Here is an 18,838-nt window from a genome sequence, read left to right on the forward strand (position 1 = left end):
TGTGGTTTCAGATAGAGGGTACAAATACACTTGCTTTAGAATGATTGTGAATCAAAGGCTTACCAATGGTAGCTGGCGCCAAGTAACCACTCGCGATTATCAATGGGACGGTAGTCACTGGTATCGGTAACATCACGCTGCACATCAAAGATATTATTAATCGCTGCATACAAGCTCAAGTTTGCAGTGGCGTCATAATTGAGTTTGCTATCGAGCGTCCACCAAGACGGTGAATACGCCTGCTCGCTGGTACTAATCAGCTGTTTGGATTCATAATTGAGGCGCGGGATTAGCTGTAATTTGTCATTAAGCTGATAATCTAGTGCTAGCATCGCTTTGTGATTGGGTTTATAAGTCAGCTCGGTATCCGTCACATTGTTATGCGTCTTGAGGTAAGCGTAGCTGGCTTGTAGTTTGGCGCGCTCGTCCACTTGCCAGTCAAGGCCAATATCGCCGCCATAAGTTTTGGCGCTATCAACGTTCATATATTTATAAATGGCGATGTTACCGTCGAAGGTAGCGTTGTCTTCATCGGTTTGGATCAGGTCATCTATCTCGTTATAAAAACCATTGACCGTCAAATTCACGGTGTCGCTCAGTTGACCTTGATAGCCGATCTGGTAACTGGTTGAGGTTTCAGGCTGCAAGTCAGGATTGCCCATGACTTTATAACCTAAATTGCTATGGTCAAAGACGTAGTAGCGTTCTTTTAGATTGGGCACGCGATAACCACCGCCAATACTGCTACGAAAGACATGGTCACGACCGCTGGCATCCAAATGGTTGTATTTGAGTGATACTTTTGGCGCCGTATGACCACCAAAGTCTTCATCGTTTTGATAGCGAATACCGCTCAATACTTCCCAGTTATCGCCGATCAGCCAATCATCTTGTAGATACAGCTCACCGACATCACGGCTGACGTCATCGCTGATAAGCTCGCTGACTTGGTTTTTCGTTTGGCTTAACTTGTCTTGCTGAACCTGACCGCCGACTTGGATAAGATGAAGGTGCTTATCGGATAGCAATAGCTCAGGTAAGTCGAGCTGGGCTTGCGCCAACGTCGTACTAATCTCTGTATCACGGGCACTAGTGATGGCTTGCTGTGTTTTAGTATTGGATTCGCTTTGATATTCCTCATGCAGCGCTTGAGCGGACAATCGATAAGTCCTGCTGCGATCATCGACATGCGGCGCGATATCAGCGCGCGCCCCGATACTAAAGCGCTGCTTGGTGATTTGCTCATCTCTTTGCTGGGCCAAATAGCGCGGCGCGACATAGTAATTAAAGCGACTAATATCGTCTTCTTTATAGTGACTGGCTTCTAGCCAATATTGAGAATTTTTGACCAGTCGGTTATCGTTGCGGTCATTGTTATTACCTGATGTGTCGTTACCGTCAGGGCGGTAGCTGAGGCGGGCACTGACTTGTGATTGCTCGCTGGCATCTTTTAATCTGGGCCATGCTTCATGGTCTAAGCTTAAGCCATCATTGTCCAGATACGAGCCTGATAGACGAGCGTGAAAGCGCTGGTTTTTATCCAATGCCCCTTCCACGCTGGCTTCTACATAGCGCTTATTGGCATCTAGCTTTTTACCAGATGGATTTTGCTGCCCATTGCTGGCAATCTCGGTGGTGATATGTCCTGTTGCCGCGCCAATGGGTTTGGTGATGATATTAATGACGCCGCCCATCGCCGCGCTACCAAACTGCGCTGACGCCGCTCCTTGCACCACCTCTATCTGTTCAATATCCATATTCATATATTGATTCAAATTTACTGTCGAGCCAGTGCTGGCTGTGATCGGTAAACCATCAATCAACACCAATACTTGATCACCTGTGAAGCCTTGCATGCTGACTTCGTAACCTGTCTTGCCGTGGACTTCACGTAAGTAGACATTGGGCAACAAGGCCAGCGCGTCTTTTAAAGTATGAGCATGGTTGTCATCGAGCTGCTGGCGACTGAGTACTTGCAGGGCAACTGGCGAATCACTTAAAGCGCGCTCAGAGCGAGTCGCCGTTACCACGATAGGGTCTAAACGTGTGCTCGGCATGGCTGCATCGTCGGGCATATCACCATTCGTCTCTGCGAAAATTGGCGCTGCTTGGACTGAAACTGACGTGAATGCAAACAATGCTAATGCCACACTTATGGCTAGTGGGCTACGACGCAGCGGTGAGGGATGGGTGTTTAGTCCCGTATGAGTCAACGATAAATCAAACGCTAAAATTGACATAAATAAAACAGCCATCGTAAAAAGAGAAAGTAAGAAAGTCGCGTTGCTTAAAGACCTTTTGCTACAAAAAGAGTGATCTAAAGCGACCGTTTCATAGTATTAATTATTAAAGGTTTGGTTACTTGATTCACTAGATTAAGTAACAAAGCCCAGACATAGTATTTCAAAAGATAATAATTATCAAGATGTAAATGATAATTATTATTATTTACAAAGTGAAAAAATGTTGCCATAATGATCTCGCCCGAAGCCTAGAGACAAAATTATAAATGATGAATTGGAAGCGGTAATTGATAAAAATCTGTTTGATAAATACACCCTTGCTGCATCATTGCAAGTCCTGTAGTACAGCAGGCATTGGTCTTATCAAACATCAATCATCATCGTCGCTGCTATTTTCTAAAGATATTCATATCCCAATACTATATAGCCAAGATCATTGGCTTTTTTACTGCTATTCATTTTATGGAGACCATCATGAGTCAACCGTTATCGTTAACCCAAAAAAATACTGAGCTGTGGCAACAGTACCAAGCATTAAAAGCAAAAACGCCGATGCTATTTCCCACAGAAGGCGCGGCTGCATTAGGTATCAGCGAGTTTGAACTGATGTTAGCCTCGCCTTATAGCCAGTATATTGGTGATCAGTGCAAAACTGTATTAAAGCAATTTGAGAACTTTGGTGAAATGGAAAGTATTGTTAGAAACGAGCTAGCCGTGCATGAAAAAACAGCGCCATATCACAATCTTAAGCTTGGCGAAAAGATGGGATTGGCACTCAATGTGGGTGGTCTGGATTTGCGATTCTTTATGTGGCAATGGCAGCATATGCTGGCGGTAACGGATACCAGCCGCGCGGATAAGCCCTCTTATAGTATTCAGTTCTATAACGCCCAAGGTGCTGCTATCGACAAAGTGTATCTACGAGAGTTGAGTGATGAGAATATCAGCCGTTGGCAAGCGATGATTCAGGAGCAGCTGCAAACGGTAAATAAGGAGACGCTGACATTAGAAGCACAAGAGCCGCTAAATGACTGGCGTTACAAGGCATTAAGTGAAGAGGAGCGCGCGCAGTTACAACAAGGCTGGCAGTCAATGACAGACGTGCATCAATTTCACTCATTATTAAAAAGTCTCGGTATCGATCGTGCTAGCAGCTACCGTCAAGCACCAGAGCAGATGACGCAGCAGCTTGATATTAGCGCTGTCGAAGCGGTATTTGCGCAAGCGCGTGATGCCAAATGCCCAATCATGATATTTGTTGGTAATAGCGGACTCGTGCAGATTCAGACAGGCACCGTACAGACTCTCAAGCGCATAGGGGATTGGTTTAATATTTTAGACAAAGACCATAATGACTTTACGTTGCATTTAAAAGACACAGCATTGGCGCAAGTATGGAGCGTTAAGCGTCCAACCAAAGACGGTATCGTGACTTGTATCGAAGGTTTTGATGATCACGGCGTCAGTATCTTTAGTGTGTTTGGTCAGCGTATTGAAGGCACGCCTGAGCTTGAAGCATGGCAGCAAATTGTCTCGACGGTCATCGAAGCGCATCCATATGCAGAAGCCTTAGCACCAGTGGTTATGGCTGAAGAAGAGAGCGTGTAAACCCGTCATAAAAAATCAGCAAATTTTGCGATATTGACACTCACATAACGGATAAGTCATAGCTGTTGTGTGAGTTATTTGGGATGCTTAGTACACGTTAATGGTTCTGTTAATAGTGTCATTTTTTACGTTAGCAAATTAGGAATGCTTATGTCTTCTGCATTATCAAAATCACTAATAACTCATGCAGTGATAAATAAAAAATTGATGAGTCGTGCTATCAGCACTGCGGCCATTATTGGCGCATTTGCCGTGCCCTCACTTTCTGCCCAAGCTTATGATCGTATTGTCGCGATGAGCCCCGATGTTGCAGACGTCGTGGTGGCACTAGGAGCGACCGATAAATTGGTTGGTAAAGATGCGACCAATCATAATCCAGCGTTAAAGAATGTACCAGCCGTGGGTATGCATCGTAATATCACTGCCGAGTCAGTGTTGGCGGTCAAGCCAGATTTGGTCCTCGGTAGTTATATGGTGCAGCCTGCGAGTATTTATCAGCGCTTAAACGGCTTAAAAGTTAAAGCCGTTAATGTCGCGCCTAAAGAAGAGGTAAGCACCTTTGCCAACAGTATTAAATCTATCGGCAGTTACGTTGATAAAAAAGCTGAAGGGTCGCAGCTTGCGAAGCGTTGGAATACAGGGATGAGTCCAATGGCAAAAACTGGTAAGCGCTATTTATTAAGTTACGATGGTCGTATCGTTGCAGGCAAAGGCACGGTAGGGAATGAGTTGATTCGCCGAGCTGGTGGAATTAATGCCGCAAACGTATCGGGTTTAAAGCCTATGTCACGTGAAGGCTGGCTGGCCGCCAAGCCCGATGTGATTATTATTGCCGATCATAATCAGGCAGTGGTTGGCGGGGTCAGTAAATTTAGTAAACGTCCAGAGATTGCAGCAAGTGCCGCAGGCAAGAAGGGCGGCGTACATTTTTGGCCAGCAGATGATTTTCTGCGCTATGGCTTGCATTCGCCTGACGTCTTAAAAAAGCTGAACGCTGTAGCAAAATAGCCTAAGCAAAAATACTTTATCTCATATTCAAAAAAACGACATCTGACATGGCAAATACGATTTCTGCTTCTATTCCTACACAAACTGGAAAACATAGACCTAGCATCTACTATATTGCTGCCGCTGTCATATCTGTGCTACTAATTTGGTTGGCGCTTGGTATTGGCTTTGGCGAATGGTCAAGTCCCAATCATCTTGATGACACCATCTGGCAGCTGCGTTATCCGCGTGTGGTGACGGCATTACTGGTTGGGATGGCGTTGTCGGTTAGTGGTGCAGCATTACAAGCTTTATTTGAGAATCCTTTAGCTGACCCAAGCCTAATCGGTACGTCAGGTGGCGCGGCGCTTGGTGTTGTTTTGGTTTTGGCATTGGGGTTTGGGGGCATTGGGATACCGCTTGCTGCGTTTACTGGAAGCGTATTGGTATGCTTGTTTATTCTCGCTTGTCATCGGTTTTTGGGCGGTGGGCAGATGGGCTTGCTGATATTGGGATTTGTCATTAGTGCTTTTTGTGCCGCTGTCGTCAGCCTGATTTTATTCATGTCTGATGACATGGTGCTGCGCTCCGCTACCAATTGGCTGTCAGGTAGTATGGCGGAAGCGGGCTTTGTACCGCTGAGATATTCGATTATTTCTATGGTTTTAGGCTTAGCGATTTTATTACCGTTAGGTCGTCAGTTGGATGGACTGATGCTTGGTGAAGCCGCTGCTAAATCTTTGGGTATCAAAGTGGGTGTGGTTCGTTGTTTGGTCGTGATTGCCTCGGCATTATTAACAGGGGCAGCGGTGTCTTTAGCAGGCGTCATTGGTTTTATTGGCATGATGGTACCAAACCTGCTGGCTATTCTGTTTGGCGGCGGACGTATGCGTCTCATGATTTGGTCTGGCTGGCTTGGGGCGATATTATTACTCGTCATTGATGGCGCGGCGCGGTATGTTGCTTATCCAGTGGATGTGCCCGTTGGCATCGTTTTAGCGTTGCTTGGCGGTCCATTCTTTATTTGGCTGTTTGTGCGTAGTAGCCGCCGCTAATTGGAGAGAGTGTTTATGTTTCATTCATTTTTTACGGCTATATCAAAGACATCATTAGCGAGTCGAGACAGTCGTATAAATAGTAGTGATGAAGGCGAGCTGTTGTCGATGCAAGATATTCATATCTCGCACGGTCATAAAACATTGTTAAGAATAGACAAGCTAACCGTGCCAAGCCAAAAGCTGGTCGCCTTTATCGGACCAAATGGCGCGGGTAAAAGTACGTTGCTGCATACGGTTTTAGGTCAACACACAGGAACCGCGCTTAAAACGGATGGTCACATTACGATTTACGGTCAGCCGATCAACGAAGTCATGAATGATGGTCATATCGCTTGGGTTGGACAACATGAGCGTTTTGAGCTGCCGTTAACGGTATTGGATTATGCGCTGTTAGGGGTCTCGCCAAATCTTGCATGGTATAAGCGCCCAAATAGCCATCATGTTGAGCGCGCGCAACGTTTGTTACAAGATTTTGAGTTATCAAGTTTGGTCAGTGCCCGTGTGCAAACCTTATCAGGCGGTGAAAAGCAGCGCTTGGCTATCGTAAGGGCGCTAATGCAAGACACTAAAATCATGATGTTTGATGAGCCGACCAATCATCTTGATATTCGCCATCAGCGTTTTTTACTTCATTATTTGCATAATTTGGTACGACAGCAACGCAAAAGTATCTTGGTTGTGTTGCATGATTTGACCCATGCGCATCGCTATACTGATGAAGTGGTGCTATTAAGCGGTGGACAAGTTGTTGCACAAGGAACGCCTAGTGAAGTGATGACACGCTCGCAATTAAGCGATGTTTATGATGTTGATATTAAGGTGCATCAAACTGAAGATGGTTTGGTGTTTATATGATTCTGAGCACTTGAGCCATTATTTTGACTTTAAGATAGGCATTTGATGATCAACTTGGCTTTTTAATCTGTAGATATCGCACGGATTTATTCGGCAATAAAAAACCCTTCATGCTATATGAATAATAGCAAGAAGGGTTTTTTTTGCATCTTAACTATTGTAGCGAAGCAAATGCTCTTAATATAACCATGCAAAATATAACCATACCAACAGGATGATTTTCAGTTAATAAATAATTTTAAACCTAAAAAATGTTGCAGTAAACTCGCATAACGATCGGATTTAGTAGAAACTGTAAACCACTAGGTATTTGTTCTGAACGGGAGAAACTCATTGCGCGCTATTCCTTATAAACTGATTGTTAGCGCACTACTGCTCATCATTGTTGCGGGCTTTTTTGCCTTTCGCTGGTGGCAAGGACCACTATTACCAAGCTATAGAATATCTTCGATGCCTTTGGTGCAGACGGTCGTAGCGACTGGACGGGTCGTTGCCGTATCGAATACTGACATTGGTAGCGAGATATCAGGTGTTGTATTAGAGCGACGAGTAGCAGAAGGCGAACAAGTCGCTGCAGGAGATTTATTATTAGTACTAAGCTCCGATGACGTTGCAGCCCAAGTGCGACAAGCAGAAGCCGAGCTGGCGGAATTGATTAGTAGCACTCGTCCACAAGCAGTGGTGGACTTGACCAATGCCGAAGTAGCGTTGGCGCAAGCTGACCGTAATGTCGAGCGTAGGCGCGAATTGGCTGCTATCTCGGCCATCTCTGATGAGGAAATGGAGCAGGCGATTCAAGCCCAAGCTCAAGCACGCAATAACCTTGAAAATGCACGCCTGAGAGCGAATGCACTCTCCTCTGGTGGTGTTGAAGAAGATTTATTACGTGCTCGTATCGCCGCATTGGAGGCTCAGCTCAACAAAGCGCAAGTACGTAGCAAAGTATCAGGCACTATTCTGACCCGTAATGTCGAGGTAGGCGATTTGGTACAGCCAGGTCAGAGCTTGTTTACTATTGCCCTCGATGGTAAGACTGAAATACGAGTACCGCTTGATGAACGTAATTTATCTCGGTTGGCTTTGCAGCAACCGGCTGTTGCTATTGCTGATGCCTATCCGGATAAACCGTTCCCCGTACGTATTAGTTTCATTGCACCAAGTATAGATCCGCAACGCGGTACGGTAGAGGTGAGATTATCCGTCGATCCTGTACCTGATTTTTTGCGTCAAGATATGACGGTATCAGTGAATATCGAAACGGATCAACGCGCAAAAGCCTTAGTCATTCCTAATGATGCACTAGCCAATGTTAAAGAAGACAGCGCCGAAGTATTATTATTGCGTGATGGTAAAACACAACGTCAAGTAGTGAAATTAGGGTTACGCGGTCTATCAGCATCAGAGGTGCTCTCAGGACTGAGCGCAGGTGATGAGATATTGGTTGATGCAACAGTCTCACTGGCTGATGGAAAAAGAGTGAGAACCGCGCTTCAAGCAGCACCTTTTACCTCTCCTGATGCTGACAAGATGAAGACTATAAGTGATAAGAGCCAAGCAGCGGAGACAGTCAATTGACGGCTTTTTTCGGTAGACTATGGATTGATGCCACTATTGCCATCAGTTTTTTGCGCGAGGGACGCATACAGTCGTTGATGATTACTCTGGGAGTAGCGATAGGTGTTGCCGTTATTATATTTATCACCGCACTCATTCAAGGATTACAGACCAACCTTATTGAAAGCACCCTCGGCAGTCAGGCACATATTCGCTTAGTAGCGCCAGACGAAGTCAACCTAATAGCGCCATCTGCTGATGATACGCTGCAACTGATACAAGAAGACAAGCGTCCACAGCGGCTACGTTCTATTAATAATTGGCAGCAAATCACTGATACGCTAGATCAACTGCCCTTGTTAACTGCCGTATCGCCAAACGTGTCTGGGCCTGGGTTCGTCCGGCGTGGTGAGGCATTAGAGTCGGTAATACTAGTAGGTACTGACTTGGCGCGCTATCAGAATATAATCCCACTTGATGAATACTTAATCAGTGGTGAGCTGCGAGTGGGCGCAGATAATGTATTGATTGGTAGCGAACTGGCTAAAGATTTGGGTGTAGAAGTCGGCAGCAAATTACGTTTAGATACGGGTCAAGACAGCAGTAGCAGCAATAATCTGAGTAACAACATTAGTAGCAACCTTAATAACAACAGTGCTGTAGTCAATATCGCTGGTATATTTGAGCTCGGCGTACGAGAGCTTGATGCGCGCTACGTCTATCTAGACCTAAAACAAGCACAGTCATTACTTGGCTTGCCGGGCGGTATCACAGTCATTGATTTGACGGTTGAAGATATCTTTGAGGCGGAGGAAATCGCTGCACAAGTGGGTCGTTTGACCTCACTGCAAGCAGAAAGCTGGATTGAAACCAACGCCCAACTGCTGAGTGGTCTCACGGCTCAAAGTTTATCTAGCAATATGATTGTTGTTTTTGTGGCGATCTCGGTGGCTTTTGGTATTGCCAGTGTGCTGTCGGTCAGTGTGGTTCAGCGTACGCGCGAGATTGGTATCTTACGAGCCATGGGTGCAACTCGTCAGCAGATTCTGCGAATATTCTTAATTCAAGGGGCTATATTTGGCTTGCTAGGCTCGATTGTCGGTAGTGGTGTCAGCTATGTATTGGTCTGGTCTTTTAATACTTTTGGGCCCGATATATTTACCATTCCCATATCGATAAACCTGATCTTAGTGACTATGTCATTAGCCACGCTAACTGGTGTGATAGCAGCTGCTATTCCAGCGCGGCGCGCAGCAGCACTTGATCCAGTGGTGGCTATTCGTTATGTCTAATCATGATTCCAGTGTTACTTTTAATAAGACGTCAACTCCTATGTCCAGTCAATCTCACGAAGTTCTGCGTTTAGAGGCACTAAAAAAGTCTTATAACATCGGTCAACCTAATGAGATTGAGGTACTGCACGGTATTGACTTAACCATCAGCACTAACGACTTTGCCGCCCTGATTGGTCCTTCTGGTTCAGGTAAAAGCACTTTGCTAAATGTACTAGGGTTACTAGATCAGCCAACCAGCGGTGAGTTGTATCTATTGGGTCAAGCGACCAGTGCTATGAATGATGCCGGTCGCACTGCTTTACGTGGCAGTAGTATTGGCTTTGTCTTTCAGTTTCATCATCTGATTCAAGCGTTTAGCGCCTTAGATAATATCTTAATGCCTCTAACGTTGACGCAGGGTCGTCCGGATAAGCTTGCTATTCAAAAAGCGCGAGAGCTACTAGCAGCTGTTGGTCTGGAGCAGTTCGCTGATAGTAAACCTAATGAGCTCTCAGGTGGCCAGCAACAGCGTGTGGCAATCGCACGAGCCTTGATAACTGAACCGGCATTGCTATTGGCTGATGAACCTACAGGTAATCTGGATACCGTGACGGCTGGAGAAGTGTTTGAGCTGTTCCGAAAAGTCAATCAGGAACGTGATTGCGCGGTATTGTTGGTTACCCATGATCCACGTTTGTCAGCATCTTGTGATCGAACGATTAATTTGGTTGATGGTCGTATTGATAGTGATACGTTGAATAATTGAAAAATATCGTAGTGATAATAAAAGTCATATTGGCGGATTACTTATCTGCTTAACAAGAATTCCTATAAATACCGCCGTCAATATAGTCATTCCACTATAAAAGCATTACAGCGTTAGCCTCGCTTGAAGTATTTAATATACATCTACACTCGGTTGCCTTGTACTACTTTTAAATTGAATCGACTATAGTGACATCAATAAAGGTAGCGGCTTTGATTGTATGAAATCTCATAGAAAACACCCAATAATAAAAAACCCTTTTTTATAAAAATTTAAGGTAAAAGCTAAATATATCTATATTTCTAGGTCAATGTATTCGTGTCATCACCTTTAGAGCCATGCTCATTCAAAATGATTTTGTTATCTATTGTTAAATACCAGTAGATGCTATGTATAATGCAGCACTAGCATAGCTTTCACTCAGTATGGCTTTCACTCATATGCCTTTAATAAGAAGATTACATTATGTCAAACAAGCGTCCTTTATATATTCCCGTTGCAGGCCCCGCTCTTTTAGAGACTCCTTTACTAAATAAAGGCAGTGCTTTTTCATCAGAAGAGCGTGATAGCTTTAATTTAACTGGGCTATTACCTCATAACATTGAGACAATTGAAGAGCAATCACTACGCGCTTATCATCAACTGCGCTCATTCACTAATGATATGGATAAGCATATTTACTTGCGTAACATCCAAGATACCAATGAAACTTTATTTCACCATCTAATTGAGCAGCACATTGAGGAAGTCATGCCGCTCATTTATACCCCAACTGTGGGTCAAGCATGTGAAAAATTCTCGCAAATTTATCGCCGTAAACGGGGTTTGTTTATCTCATATCCTGAGCGCCATAAAATTGATGACATGCTGCAAAATGCCACCAAGCAAAACGTGAAGGTAATCGTTGTCACTGACGGCGAACGTATATTAGGTCTAGGGGATCAAGGTATTGGTGGTATGGGAATTCCCATTGGTAAATTGGCTTTGTATACCGCTTGTGGTGGTATTAGCCCTGCGTACTGCTTACCGATCTTATTGGATGTTGGTACCAATAATCAACAGCTACTTGATGACCCTATGTACATGGGTTGGAGAAACCCACGCATTTCTGGTGACGAGTACAATGAGTTTGTCGACTTATTCATTCAAGCCGTTAAACGTCGTTGGCCAGAGGCATTATTACAATTTGAAGATTTTGCCCAAGAGAATGCGACACCATTATTGAATAAATATCGTGACCAATTATGCTGCTTCAATGATGACATTCAGGGTACTGCTGCGGTTTCAGTCGGTACCTTGATTGCCGCGTGCTTAAATAAAGGTCAGAAGCTTAGCCAACAAAAAATAGCATTTTTAGGCGCAGGGTCTGCTGGTTGCGGTATTGCTGAACATATCATTCGCCAAATGCAGCGTGAAGGGTTAACGGAGGCGCAGGCTCGCAGCCAAGTATTTATGGTTGACCGCTATGGCCTGCTTACTGATAACATGACGGAGCTACAAAAATTCCAAGAACCGTTAGTACAAAAAGAATCCGCTATTGAAAGCTGGGATAAAAGTAAGAAACTCGGTTTAGCGCAAGTGGTTAAACAAGCAAAAATAACCGTATTGTTTGGTGTCAGTGGACAAAAAGGTCTGTTCACCCAAGAGGTGATCGAATCCTTGTGTGTTAATACTGAGCATCCTATTGTATTACCACTTTCAAACCCCACGTCTCGTGTGGAAGCGACACCGCAAGAAGTGACTAATTGGAGCAAGGGTAAGGCAATTGTTGCAACAGGTAGCCCTTTCCCTCATACCACTTTTGAAGGTCAGTCTTTCGAGGTTTCTCAGTGTAATAACAGCTATATTTTCCCCGGGATTGGTCTGGGTGTTTTAGCAGCACGGGCCACGGGTATCAGCGATAATATGCTCATGGCGGCAAGCCAAGCCCTTGCAGATATATCAATGGAATACGAAAAAGCCCCTGGTGCCATCCTACCGCCTATTAAGGTGATCAGAGAGATCAGTGAAAAAATAGCGTATGCAGTGGCATTGCAAGCGGCTCAAGATAAGCTAGCACTACCTATCACAGCGGAGAATTTACAACGTCGATTAAAAGCGAATTTTTGGTTACCTGAATATCGTAATTATCGCCGTACTTCTTTCTAATGTTAGAAATTAGATATAACAAATTCTAATATTAGGCACATTATCTAAGTAAAAAACTAAATGAAAAAAGGTTGCTAACGCTATATTACATATAGTATTGGCAACCTTTTTTACTGCTATCCAATCCATTAGTTTACCAAGTTTACTTTTACCGATTCTTCAGCACAGTTCAATGATTGTTTTCTATTAAATTCTAGACAATAAAAAACCCTTACAAGCCAATGCTTATAAGGGTTTAAATATGGTGGGCCCAGTAGGACTTGAACCTACGACCAAAGGATTATGAGTCCTCTGCTCTAACCAACTGAGCTATGGGCCCTAACGCTAGACGGACAATGATACCTGAATTTTTTAATTTTTCAAGTAAAAGATAGATAGTAATCAAGATATTTTTTATGATGCTCTACTTTTCTATCAAATATGACCATCAGCCAATGTCAGGCTGCGACCACCATCAACAGTAATAATCTCAGCAGTAATATAATTGGCCTGTATTAGGTACAACACATGATGGGCAATCTCGTCAGGTCGACCTATACGCTGCATAGGAATTGAGTCAATGATATCGCGTTGCTGCATCTTTTTAAATTTTCTTAACATTGGTTTCGTACTTGCAAGTGCTCAATTCTGGCTTGTCGTAATGCCGCACCAATCGCAGGGCCTGTTAGCGCTGAGTCAATATCCTGCATACTAATGGCATGAAAGCTATTCAGCGCTAGCATCATCTGACGGTGCTGTATTGCCAATTGCAACACGTGGCTGGTCACTAATAGCTGCGATAACTTATCAGGCTCTTTATGAGCGCCGCAAGTTTGTATGAGGTCAATTTTGTCAGCCGCGCTTAAATGGTTTATTGTGCTTAGCTTTGTGGCTTGCTGAGCGAAGAGAGTCGAAAATTGAGTGTGTGCCTTTGGTACCTTAGCGGCGTTGCCTATATCATTGATACCTTTTATATTGACTGCTTTATTCACGTTTTCATTTGTATGTTCTGAGGTAAATAAAAATGAATTAAGGCTACTCATTAATAGCGTCCAACGTTGTGACAAGTTCAATTTCATTTGCCCTGCGAAATATAGCGCAGTCTGTACCGTTTCACGTATCTGAGTATTAGCCCAAGCTTGATGTAGTGGAGCAAAATATTCTGTGAGCGCACCAATCTCAAACAGTTGTTGCCAGTATACCTGCGGCGATAGCTGCATCGTTGCACGGCTAGATTCCTGCCAAATGCGCTCTGCACTTAAATGCGCAAGCTCTCCAGAGTCAACCAATTGGCGCATCAAAATCAAAGTTTCATCAGCAATGACAAAACCTAGATCATAATAACGGCTATAGAAGCGAGCGGTTCGAAGCACTCGTAGAGGGTCTTCGCTAAATGCACCTGATACATGACGCAAGGTTTTGCTTTCTATATCAGCCATGCCACCATAATAGTCAATGACGTCACCGTTGATTGGCGTATCATCAGTTAAGCTAGTGACTTCTATCGCCATGGCATTAATCGTCAAGTCTCGACGTTGTAGATCCTCTTTTAAGCTGACATCAGGACTGGCATGTACGCTAAAGCCTTTATACCCCAAGCCTTCTTTGCGTTCAGTGCGTGCCAGTGCGTATTCTTCATGGCTATTAGGATGCAAAAATACAGGGAAATCTGCACCCACTTGTTGGAACCCTGCATCAAGCATTTCTGCAACAGTTGCACCAACGACGACAAAATCTTTATCTTTAATAGGACGTGCTAACAGTTGATCGCGTACCGCGCCGCCGACAAGGTAAATTTGCATGAATGCCTCTATTTTTTATTTTTATTGAGCAAGTGATGACTGATATTGAATAAGGCTACGTTGCGTCTTAGCTAATGTATAACAAGCAAAAAAACCAGCCAACGCTATTTAATAGCATTGACTGGTTTTAGTATAGCAGACGGTCTCTATAAATGAATAATAGAGACCATCTTGATAACACATACTACTAGGTAGCGCAGGATGAATTACTGATTTTCGCTCGCCAAATCTTGAGCTTCAGTAACGGAAAGAGCAGTCATATTGACGATACCACGTGCAGTTGCTGATGGTGTGAGAATATGTACCGGTTTGCTAGTACCTAATAAAATAGGACCAATAGAGGCGCTACCAGTTGCTGTCTTGAGTAAATTAAAGGCAATATTTGAGGCGTCAAGTGTTGGTAAGATGAGCAGATTTGCAGCACCTTTTAACGGACTTGATGGCATGTTGTTTAAACGAATGTGTTCGTTCAGCGCGGCGTCACCTTGCATCTCGCCGTCAAATTCAAAGTCTACATTCATATCTGTCAGCAGTTCATATACCTTGCGCATCTTGACAGCACTGGTGCGATTTGAAGCGCCAAAGTTAGAATGAGAAACTAGTGCGACACGTGGTGTAATACCAAAGCGACGTAATTGATCAACTGCCAAGACAGTCATTTCAGCCAATTGTTCAGCCGTTGGATCTTCGTGGATATAAGTATCAGCGATGAAAATATTACGATCTTGCATGAGTACTGCATTCATAGCATAGAAGTCGTTCACACCTTCTTTTTTGCCAATAACGCTTTGTACATATTTTAAGTGCAACTGATAATGGCTAAACGTACCACATACCATGCCATCTGCAGCGCCATTTTCGACCAATAGTGAGCCGATCAATGTGGTCTTACGACGAACATCACGGCGAGCAAGTTCAATACTTACACCAAGACGTTTGTTCTTCTCGTAGTAACCCTGCCAGTAGTCTTTATAACGAGGATCGTCATCGATATTGACGATAGAGATGTTCACACCATCTTTTAGACGTAACCCTAGTTTTTCGATATTGGCTTCGATGACTGAAGGACGACCAATTAAAATAGGTTGGGCTAGCTTTTCATCAACGACCACTTGCACAGCAAGTAAGATATTATTGTCTTCACCTTCACAGTAAACGATACGTTTTGGATCGGCTTTAGCGCGAGCAAAGATTGGTTTCATCACGAATGCAGAGTTATAGACAAACTCAGACAGACGCTGACGATAAGCTTGCATATCAGCGATAGGTAAGGTTGCAACGCCTGAGTCCATCGCAGCTTGAGCGACCGCAGACGCGATCTCGATGATTAGGTTTGGCTCTAAAGGTCCTGGAATCAGGTAATCACGACCGAAACTTTGCATTTTTTCAATGTTTCTAGCGCTGGTGGTTGGCGTTGCTTCAACGTGTGCCATCGCAGCGATAGCTCTTACACAAGCGACTTTCATCTCTTCGTTAACAGTCGTGGCACCAACATCTAATGCGCCGCGGAAGATGTAAGGGAAGCATAAAGCGTTGTTTACTTGGTTTGGATAGTCTGAGCGACCCGTTGCCATGATGACATCTGGACGTACGGCGTGCGCCAATTCTGGCATGATCTCAGGTGTTGGGTTGGCAAGGGCAAAGACGATAGGGTCTTTTGCCATACGGCGAACCATATCTTCAGATAACGTACCAGGCATCGATAGACCAAGGAACATATCGACATCATCCATCACTTCGTCGATAGTGGTCGCAGTCGTCTCACGCGCATAGCGCTGTTTGGTTTCGTCAAGATTTTCACGGATAGTCGTAATGATACCGCGTGAATCTGAAACGAAGATATTGTTTTTGTTTACACCAAGTGCGCAAATAATATCTAAACAAGAAATGGCGGCGGCACCAGCACCTGAACAGACGATTTTGATCTCTTCGATTTTTTTGCCAGTAATCAATAGCGCGTTGAGCATTGCTGCTGCAACAATGATTGACGTACCATGTTGGTCATCATGAAAGACTGGAATGTTCATACGCTTACGTAATTCACGCTCAATTTTGAAACATTCTGGTGCTTTGATGTCTTCTAGATTGATACCACCGAAAGTAGGCTCAAGAGAGGCAACGGCTTCGATGAATTTGTCTGGATCATTTTGTGCAATTTCAATATCAAAAACGTCGATACCTGCGAATTTTTTGAATAGAACCCCTTTACCTTCCATCACAGGCTTCGATGCCAATGGCCCGATATTACCTAGACCCAGTACCGCAGTACCGTTGGTGATAACACCAACCAAGTTGCTACGGGCGGTATATTTAGCCGCTAACGTCGGATCTCTTTGAATCTCAAGACAAGGAACTGCCACACCTGGTGAATAGGCAAGTGCTAAGTCACGTTGGTTTGCCAACTGCTTAATAGGGGTGACAGAGATTTTGCCTGGACGTGGGAACTCATGATAATGTAAGGCAGCTTGTTCAAACTGCTCTTTTTCTGTACTAAGGTTATCCGTATTCAAAGTGGTATCGTCATTCATAATAATTGCCATGGTTAGAATAAATTGGAATAAAGTAAATGGAGATAAAAATAACGTTTTACCCTCAAAAAATCATGGAATAATAATCCTCTAAGGGCAACGTGACGCTAAACAGTTAATAATTCAAAGTGTCAGGATTAGCGATTAAGCATTGAGCCAAAAAAGTAATCTAGTGGAATAGTTATTCTAGCACTATTGCCAATTCACTGCCTAGTCAGCTGCCGTGAACGGCGAGAATAATATAGTAAAATGATATTCATTATTTAGCCAATTAATAATGCCAAAAAATAGGGTTAAATATCAACCTTAATCTCATAATGTTTCAAAATATTACAGAATAGCAGTTTAATAACATATCATTAAGACGAGCAACTAATCGGCATTTGCGGCGCATGTGGGGTAGGCGGCATCGTGTCGAGAAGGGTAGCGATTGCTTGTACCTGATAAGGGTTAGCCAGTAAATCGAATACTCGACTCACTTCTTCGAACTGTCCTTGTTCTGCTGCCGTAATGGCACGCTGCGCCATACTATTACGCAGTACATAAACAGGATTATTGTGCTGCATATCATCGATAACTTGCTCAAGTGGCAGCTGCTGTATTTGAGCCATATAACGAGTCGACCAATCTTGCCAGACTTGCTGGGCATCATCGCTAAGCTCATTCGTCATGATTGACAATAGGTGCTCTTCATAATGGTGCTCATTCGGCGCGACCAAACCGAGTAGCGCACGGAAGCTATTGGTATAGTCCAGCAAGTTGTCTTCTAACAAGGTTAGCCATTCGAAAGCCAAGGTTAGACTCTCTTTTGCATGCGGCAGCCCAAGCCTACGGCACAATCCTTGCTGATAATGCTGCATAAAGGTAGCCTCATAAGGCGCTAGACAGTCCGCTAACGCCTCACGCGTTACGCCCTCTAAGCGCATAAAATGTGGCAGCCAAGCATTGAGATTCCAGTGACCAATAGCAGGTTGATTCTGATAAGCGTAGCGACCAGTATGATCAGAGTGGTTGTTGATCCAAGCAGGATTAAAACGCTCCATAAAACCAAATGGACCAAAGTCTAAGGTGCTACCAGTGATAGAGAGGTTGTCAGTATTCATCACGCCATGCGCAAAGCCAATCAGTTGCCAGTCAGCAATCATTCGTGCGGTTCGCTCAACCACCGTGGTTAAAAATGTCAGTATGGGAGCGTCACTATCACGGCACTCTGGATAATAAGTATCAATCATATAATCGGTAAATTCAGCAAGTAAGTCAGGGGCAAAACTGGCGATCCACTCGATATGACCTAAGCGAATATGACTATCAGCCACGCGCATCAATGCCGCACCTGCTTCCATGCGCTCACGGCGCACCCTCGTATCGGAGACAACAAATCCCAAAGCATTAGAGGAAGGAACACCTAATTGTGTAAGGGCATGACCACATAAATACTCGCGAATAGTGCTGCGCAAGACAGCACGCCCATCACCCATCCGCGAGTAAGGCGTCAGACCAATGCCCTTAAGGTGCAAGTCTTGCAATTGATTATTTTTATCGAGCACTTGTGCCATCAGTAAGCCGCGCCCATCACCCAATTGACCTGCCCATTGTCCAAACTGGTGACCCGCATAAACCATGGCCAATGGCTTAAAATCCGCTGGCACGTATTGACCACTGAGTATCTCTACCCAATGTGTCATCAGATCTTCATCATCTGTCCAGCCTAACTGCTGCGCAAAGTGCATGTTGAAGTGTCCAGCACGTGGATTGTCCAGCGGCGTCGGCGGTTGCTCATGATAAAGGCGTGTGTCTAGATTGATATAGGTATTTTGATAGCGCATACAAGCCGTTCCTGCTTTTGAAGTGTAAGTAAAGTGTAGGGGTGATAAAAACACTATAGCATAGCCTTGATATTACATCGTTTCACTCTGTCCATCTCTTGTAATAGCGCACCCAAAAACCATGAGTACTATTGAATGCATTTAGCCTATCAAACAAAGATATTGCTTCCACTTGTCCTTTTGATTTCTATAAAACAATGTTCGACACGA

The 18,838-nt window shown here is 44.2% G+C and carries 13 protein-coding genes and 1 tRNA gene; 8 read left to right on the forward strand and 6 right to left on the reverse strand.

Features of this window, described 5'->3' with window-relative positions; translation table 11 throughout:
* Positions 1–59 precede the first annotated feature (59 nt).
* Positions 60–2,240 carry a TonB-dependent receptor gene (locus tag I3252_RS00040; protein WP_238033801.1) on the reverse strand — a complete coding sequence of 727 codons (2,181 nt, stop codon included), beginning with the start codon at positions 2,238–2,240 and terminating at the stop codon, positions 60–62.
* 477 nt (positions 2,241–2,717) lie between these two features.
* On the opposite strand from I3252_RS00040, the gene I3252_RS00045 reads away from it, so the two are divergent.
* From I3252_RS00045 to I3252_RS00080, 8 genes are all read left to right on the forward strand, one after another.
* A complete protein-coding gene (locus I3252_RS00045) occupies positions 2,718–3,851 on the forward strand; it encodes a ChuX/HutX family heme-like substrate-binding protein (protein ID WP_238033803.1) in 1,134 nt (377 codons plus the stop codon).
* Positions 3,852–4,001: 150 nt separating this feature from the next.
* A complete protein-coding gene (locus tag I3252_RS00050) occupies positions 4,002–4,859 on the forward strand; it encodes an ABC transporter substrate-binding protein (protein WP_238033811.1) in 858 nt (285 codons plus the stop codon).
* Between the two features lie 47 nt (positions 4,860–4,906).
* On the forward strand, positions 4,907–5,893 hold the full coding sequence (locus I3252_RS00055; RefSeq protein WP_238033813.1) for an iron ABC transporter permease: 987 nt from the start codon (positions 4,907–4,909) through the stop codon (positions 5,891–5,893).
* A gap of 15 nt (positions 5,894–5,908) precedes the next feature.
* On the forward strand, positions 5,909–6,751 hold the full coding sequence (locus I3252_RS00060) for an ABC transporter ATP-binding protein (RefSeq protein ID WP_179799700.1): 843 nt from the start codon (positions 5,909–5,911) through the stop codon (positions 6,749–6,751).
* A 333-nt stretch (positions 6,752–7,084) separates the two neighbouring features.
* The gene (locus I3252_RS00065) at positions 7,085–8,326 is read left to right on the forward strand and encodes an efflux RND transporter periplasmic adaptor subunit (protein ID WP_238033815.1); all 1,242 of its coding nucleotides are present in this window, start codon (positions 7,085–7,087) and stop codon (positions 8,324–8,326) included.
* Complete coding sequence (locus tag I3252_RS00070) at positions 8,323–9,597, forward strand: FtsX-like permease family protein (RefSeq protein ID WP_238033822.1); 1,275 nt, start codon at positions 8,323–8,325, stop codon at positions 9,595–9,597. Before I3252_RS00065 ends, I3252_RS00070 begins: the two co-directional genes overlap by 4 nt.
* A gap of 40 nt (positions 9,598–9,637) precedes the next feature.
* On the forward strand, positions 9,638–10,345 hold the full coding sequence (locus I3252_RS00075; protein ID WP_238033824.1) for an ABC transporter ATP-binding protein: 708 nt from the start codon (positions 9,638–9,640) through the stop codon (positions 10,343–10,345).
* Between the two features lie 465 nt (positions 10,346–10,810).
* A complete protein-coding gene (locus tag I3252_RS00080; protein WP_045446305.1) occupies positions 10,811–12,493 on the forward strand; it encodes an NAD-dependent malic enzyme in 1,683 nt (560 codons plus the stop codon).
* Positions 12,494–12,735: 242 nt separating this feature from the next.
* Here the strand turns inward: I3252_RS00080 and I3252_RS00085 are convergent.
* The 5 genes from I3252_RS00085 to I3252_RS00105 form a co-directional block, all read right to left on the reverse strand.
* Positions 12,736–12,812 (reverse strand) — tRNA-Ile (locus tag I3252_RS00085).
* A gap of 95 nt (positions 12,813–12,907) precedes the next feature.
* The gene (locus tag I3252_RS00090; protein ID WP_227694131.1) at positions 12,908–13,072 is read right to left on the reverse strand and encodes an SDR family oxidoreductase; all 165 of its coding nucleotides are present in this window, start codon (positions 13,070–13,072) and stop codon (positions 12,908–12,910) included.
* 14 nt (positions 13,073–13,086) lie between these two features.
* Positions 13,087–14,274, reverse strand: coding sequence for a tRNA nucleotidyltransferase (locus tag I3252_RS00095; RefSeq protein ID WP_201554007.1), 1,188 nt, complete (start codon positions 14,272–14,274; stop codon positions 13,087–13,089).
* Positions 14,275–14,480: 206 nt separating this feature from the next.
* Positions 14,481–16,802 carry an NADP-dependent malic enzyme gene (locus tag I3252_RS00100; protein WP_060491229.1) on the reverse strand — a complete coding sequence of 774 codons (2,322 nt, stop codon included), beginning with the start codon at positions 16,800–16,802 and terminating at the stop codon, positions 14,481–14,483.
* A gap of 359 nt (positions 16,803–17,161) precedes the next feature.
* The gene (locus I3252_RS00105) at positions 17,162–18,628 is read right to left on the reverse strand and encodes a protein adenylyltransferase SelO family protein (protein ID WP_238033825.1); all 1,467 of its coding nucleotides are present in this window, start codon (positions 18,626–18,628) and stop codon (positions 17,162–17,164) included.
* Positions 18,629–18,838 lie beyond the last annotated feature (210 nt).

Origin of the sequence: Psychrobacter sp. Ps4 (genome assembly GCF_022129285.1) — a bacterium.
Taxonomy (GTDB): Bacteria; Pseudomonadota; Gammaproteobacteria; order Pseudomonadales; family Moraxellaceae; genus Psychrobacter; species Psychrobacter immobilis_A.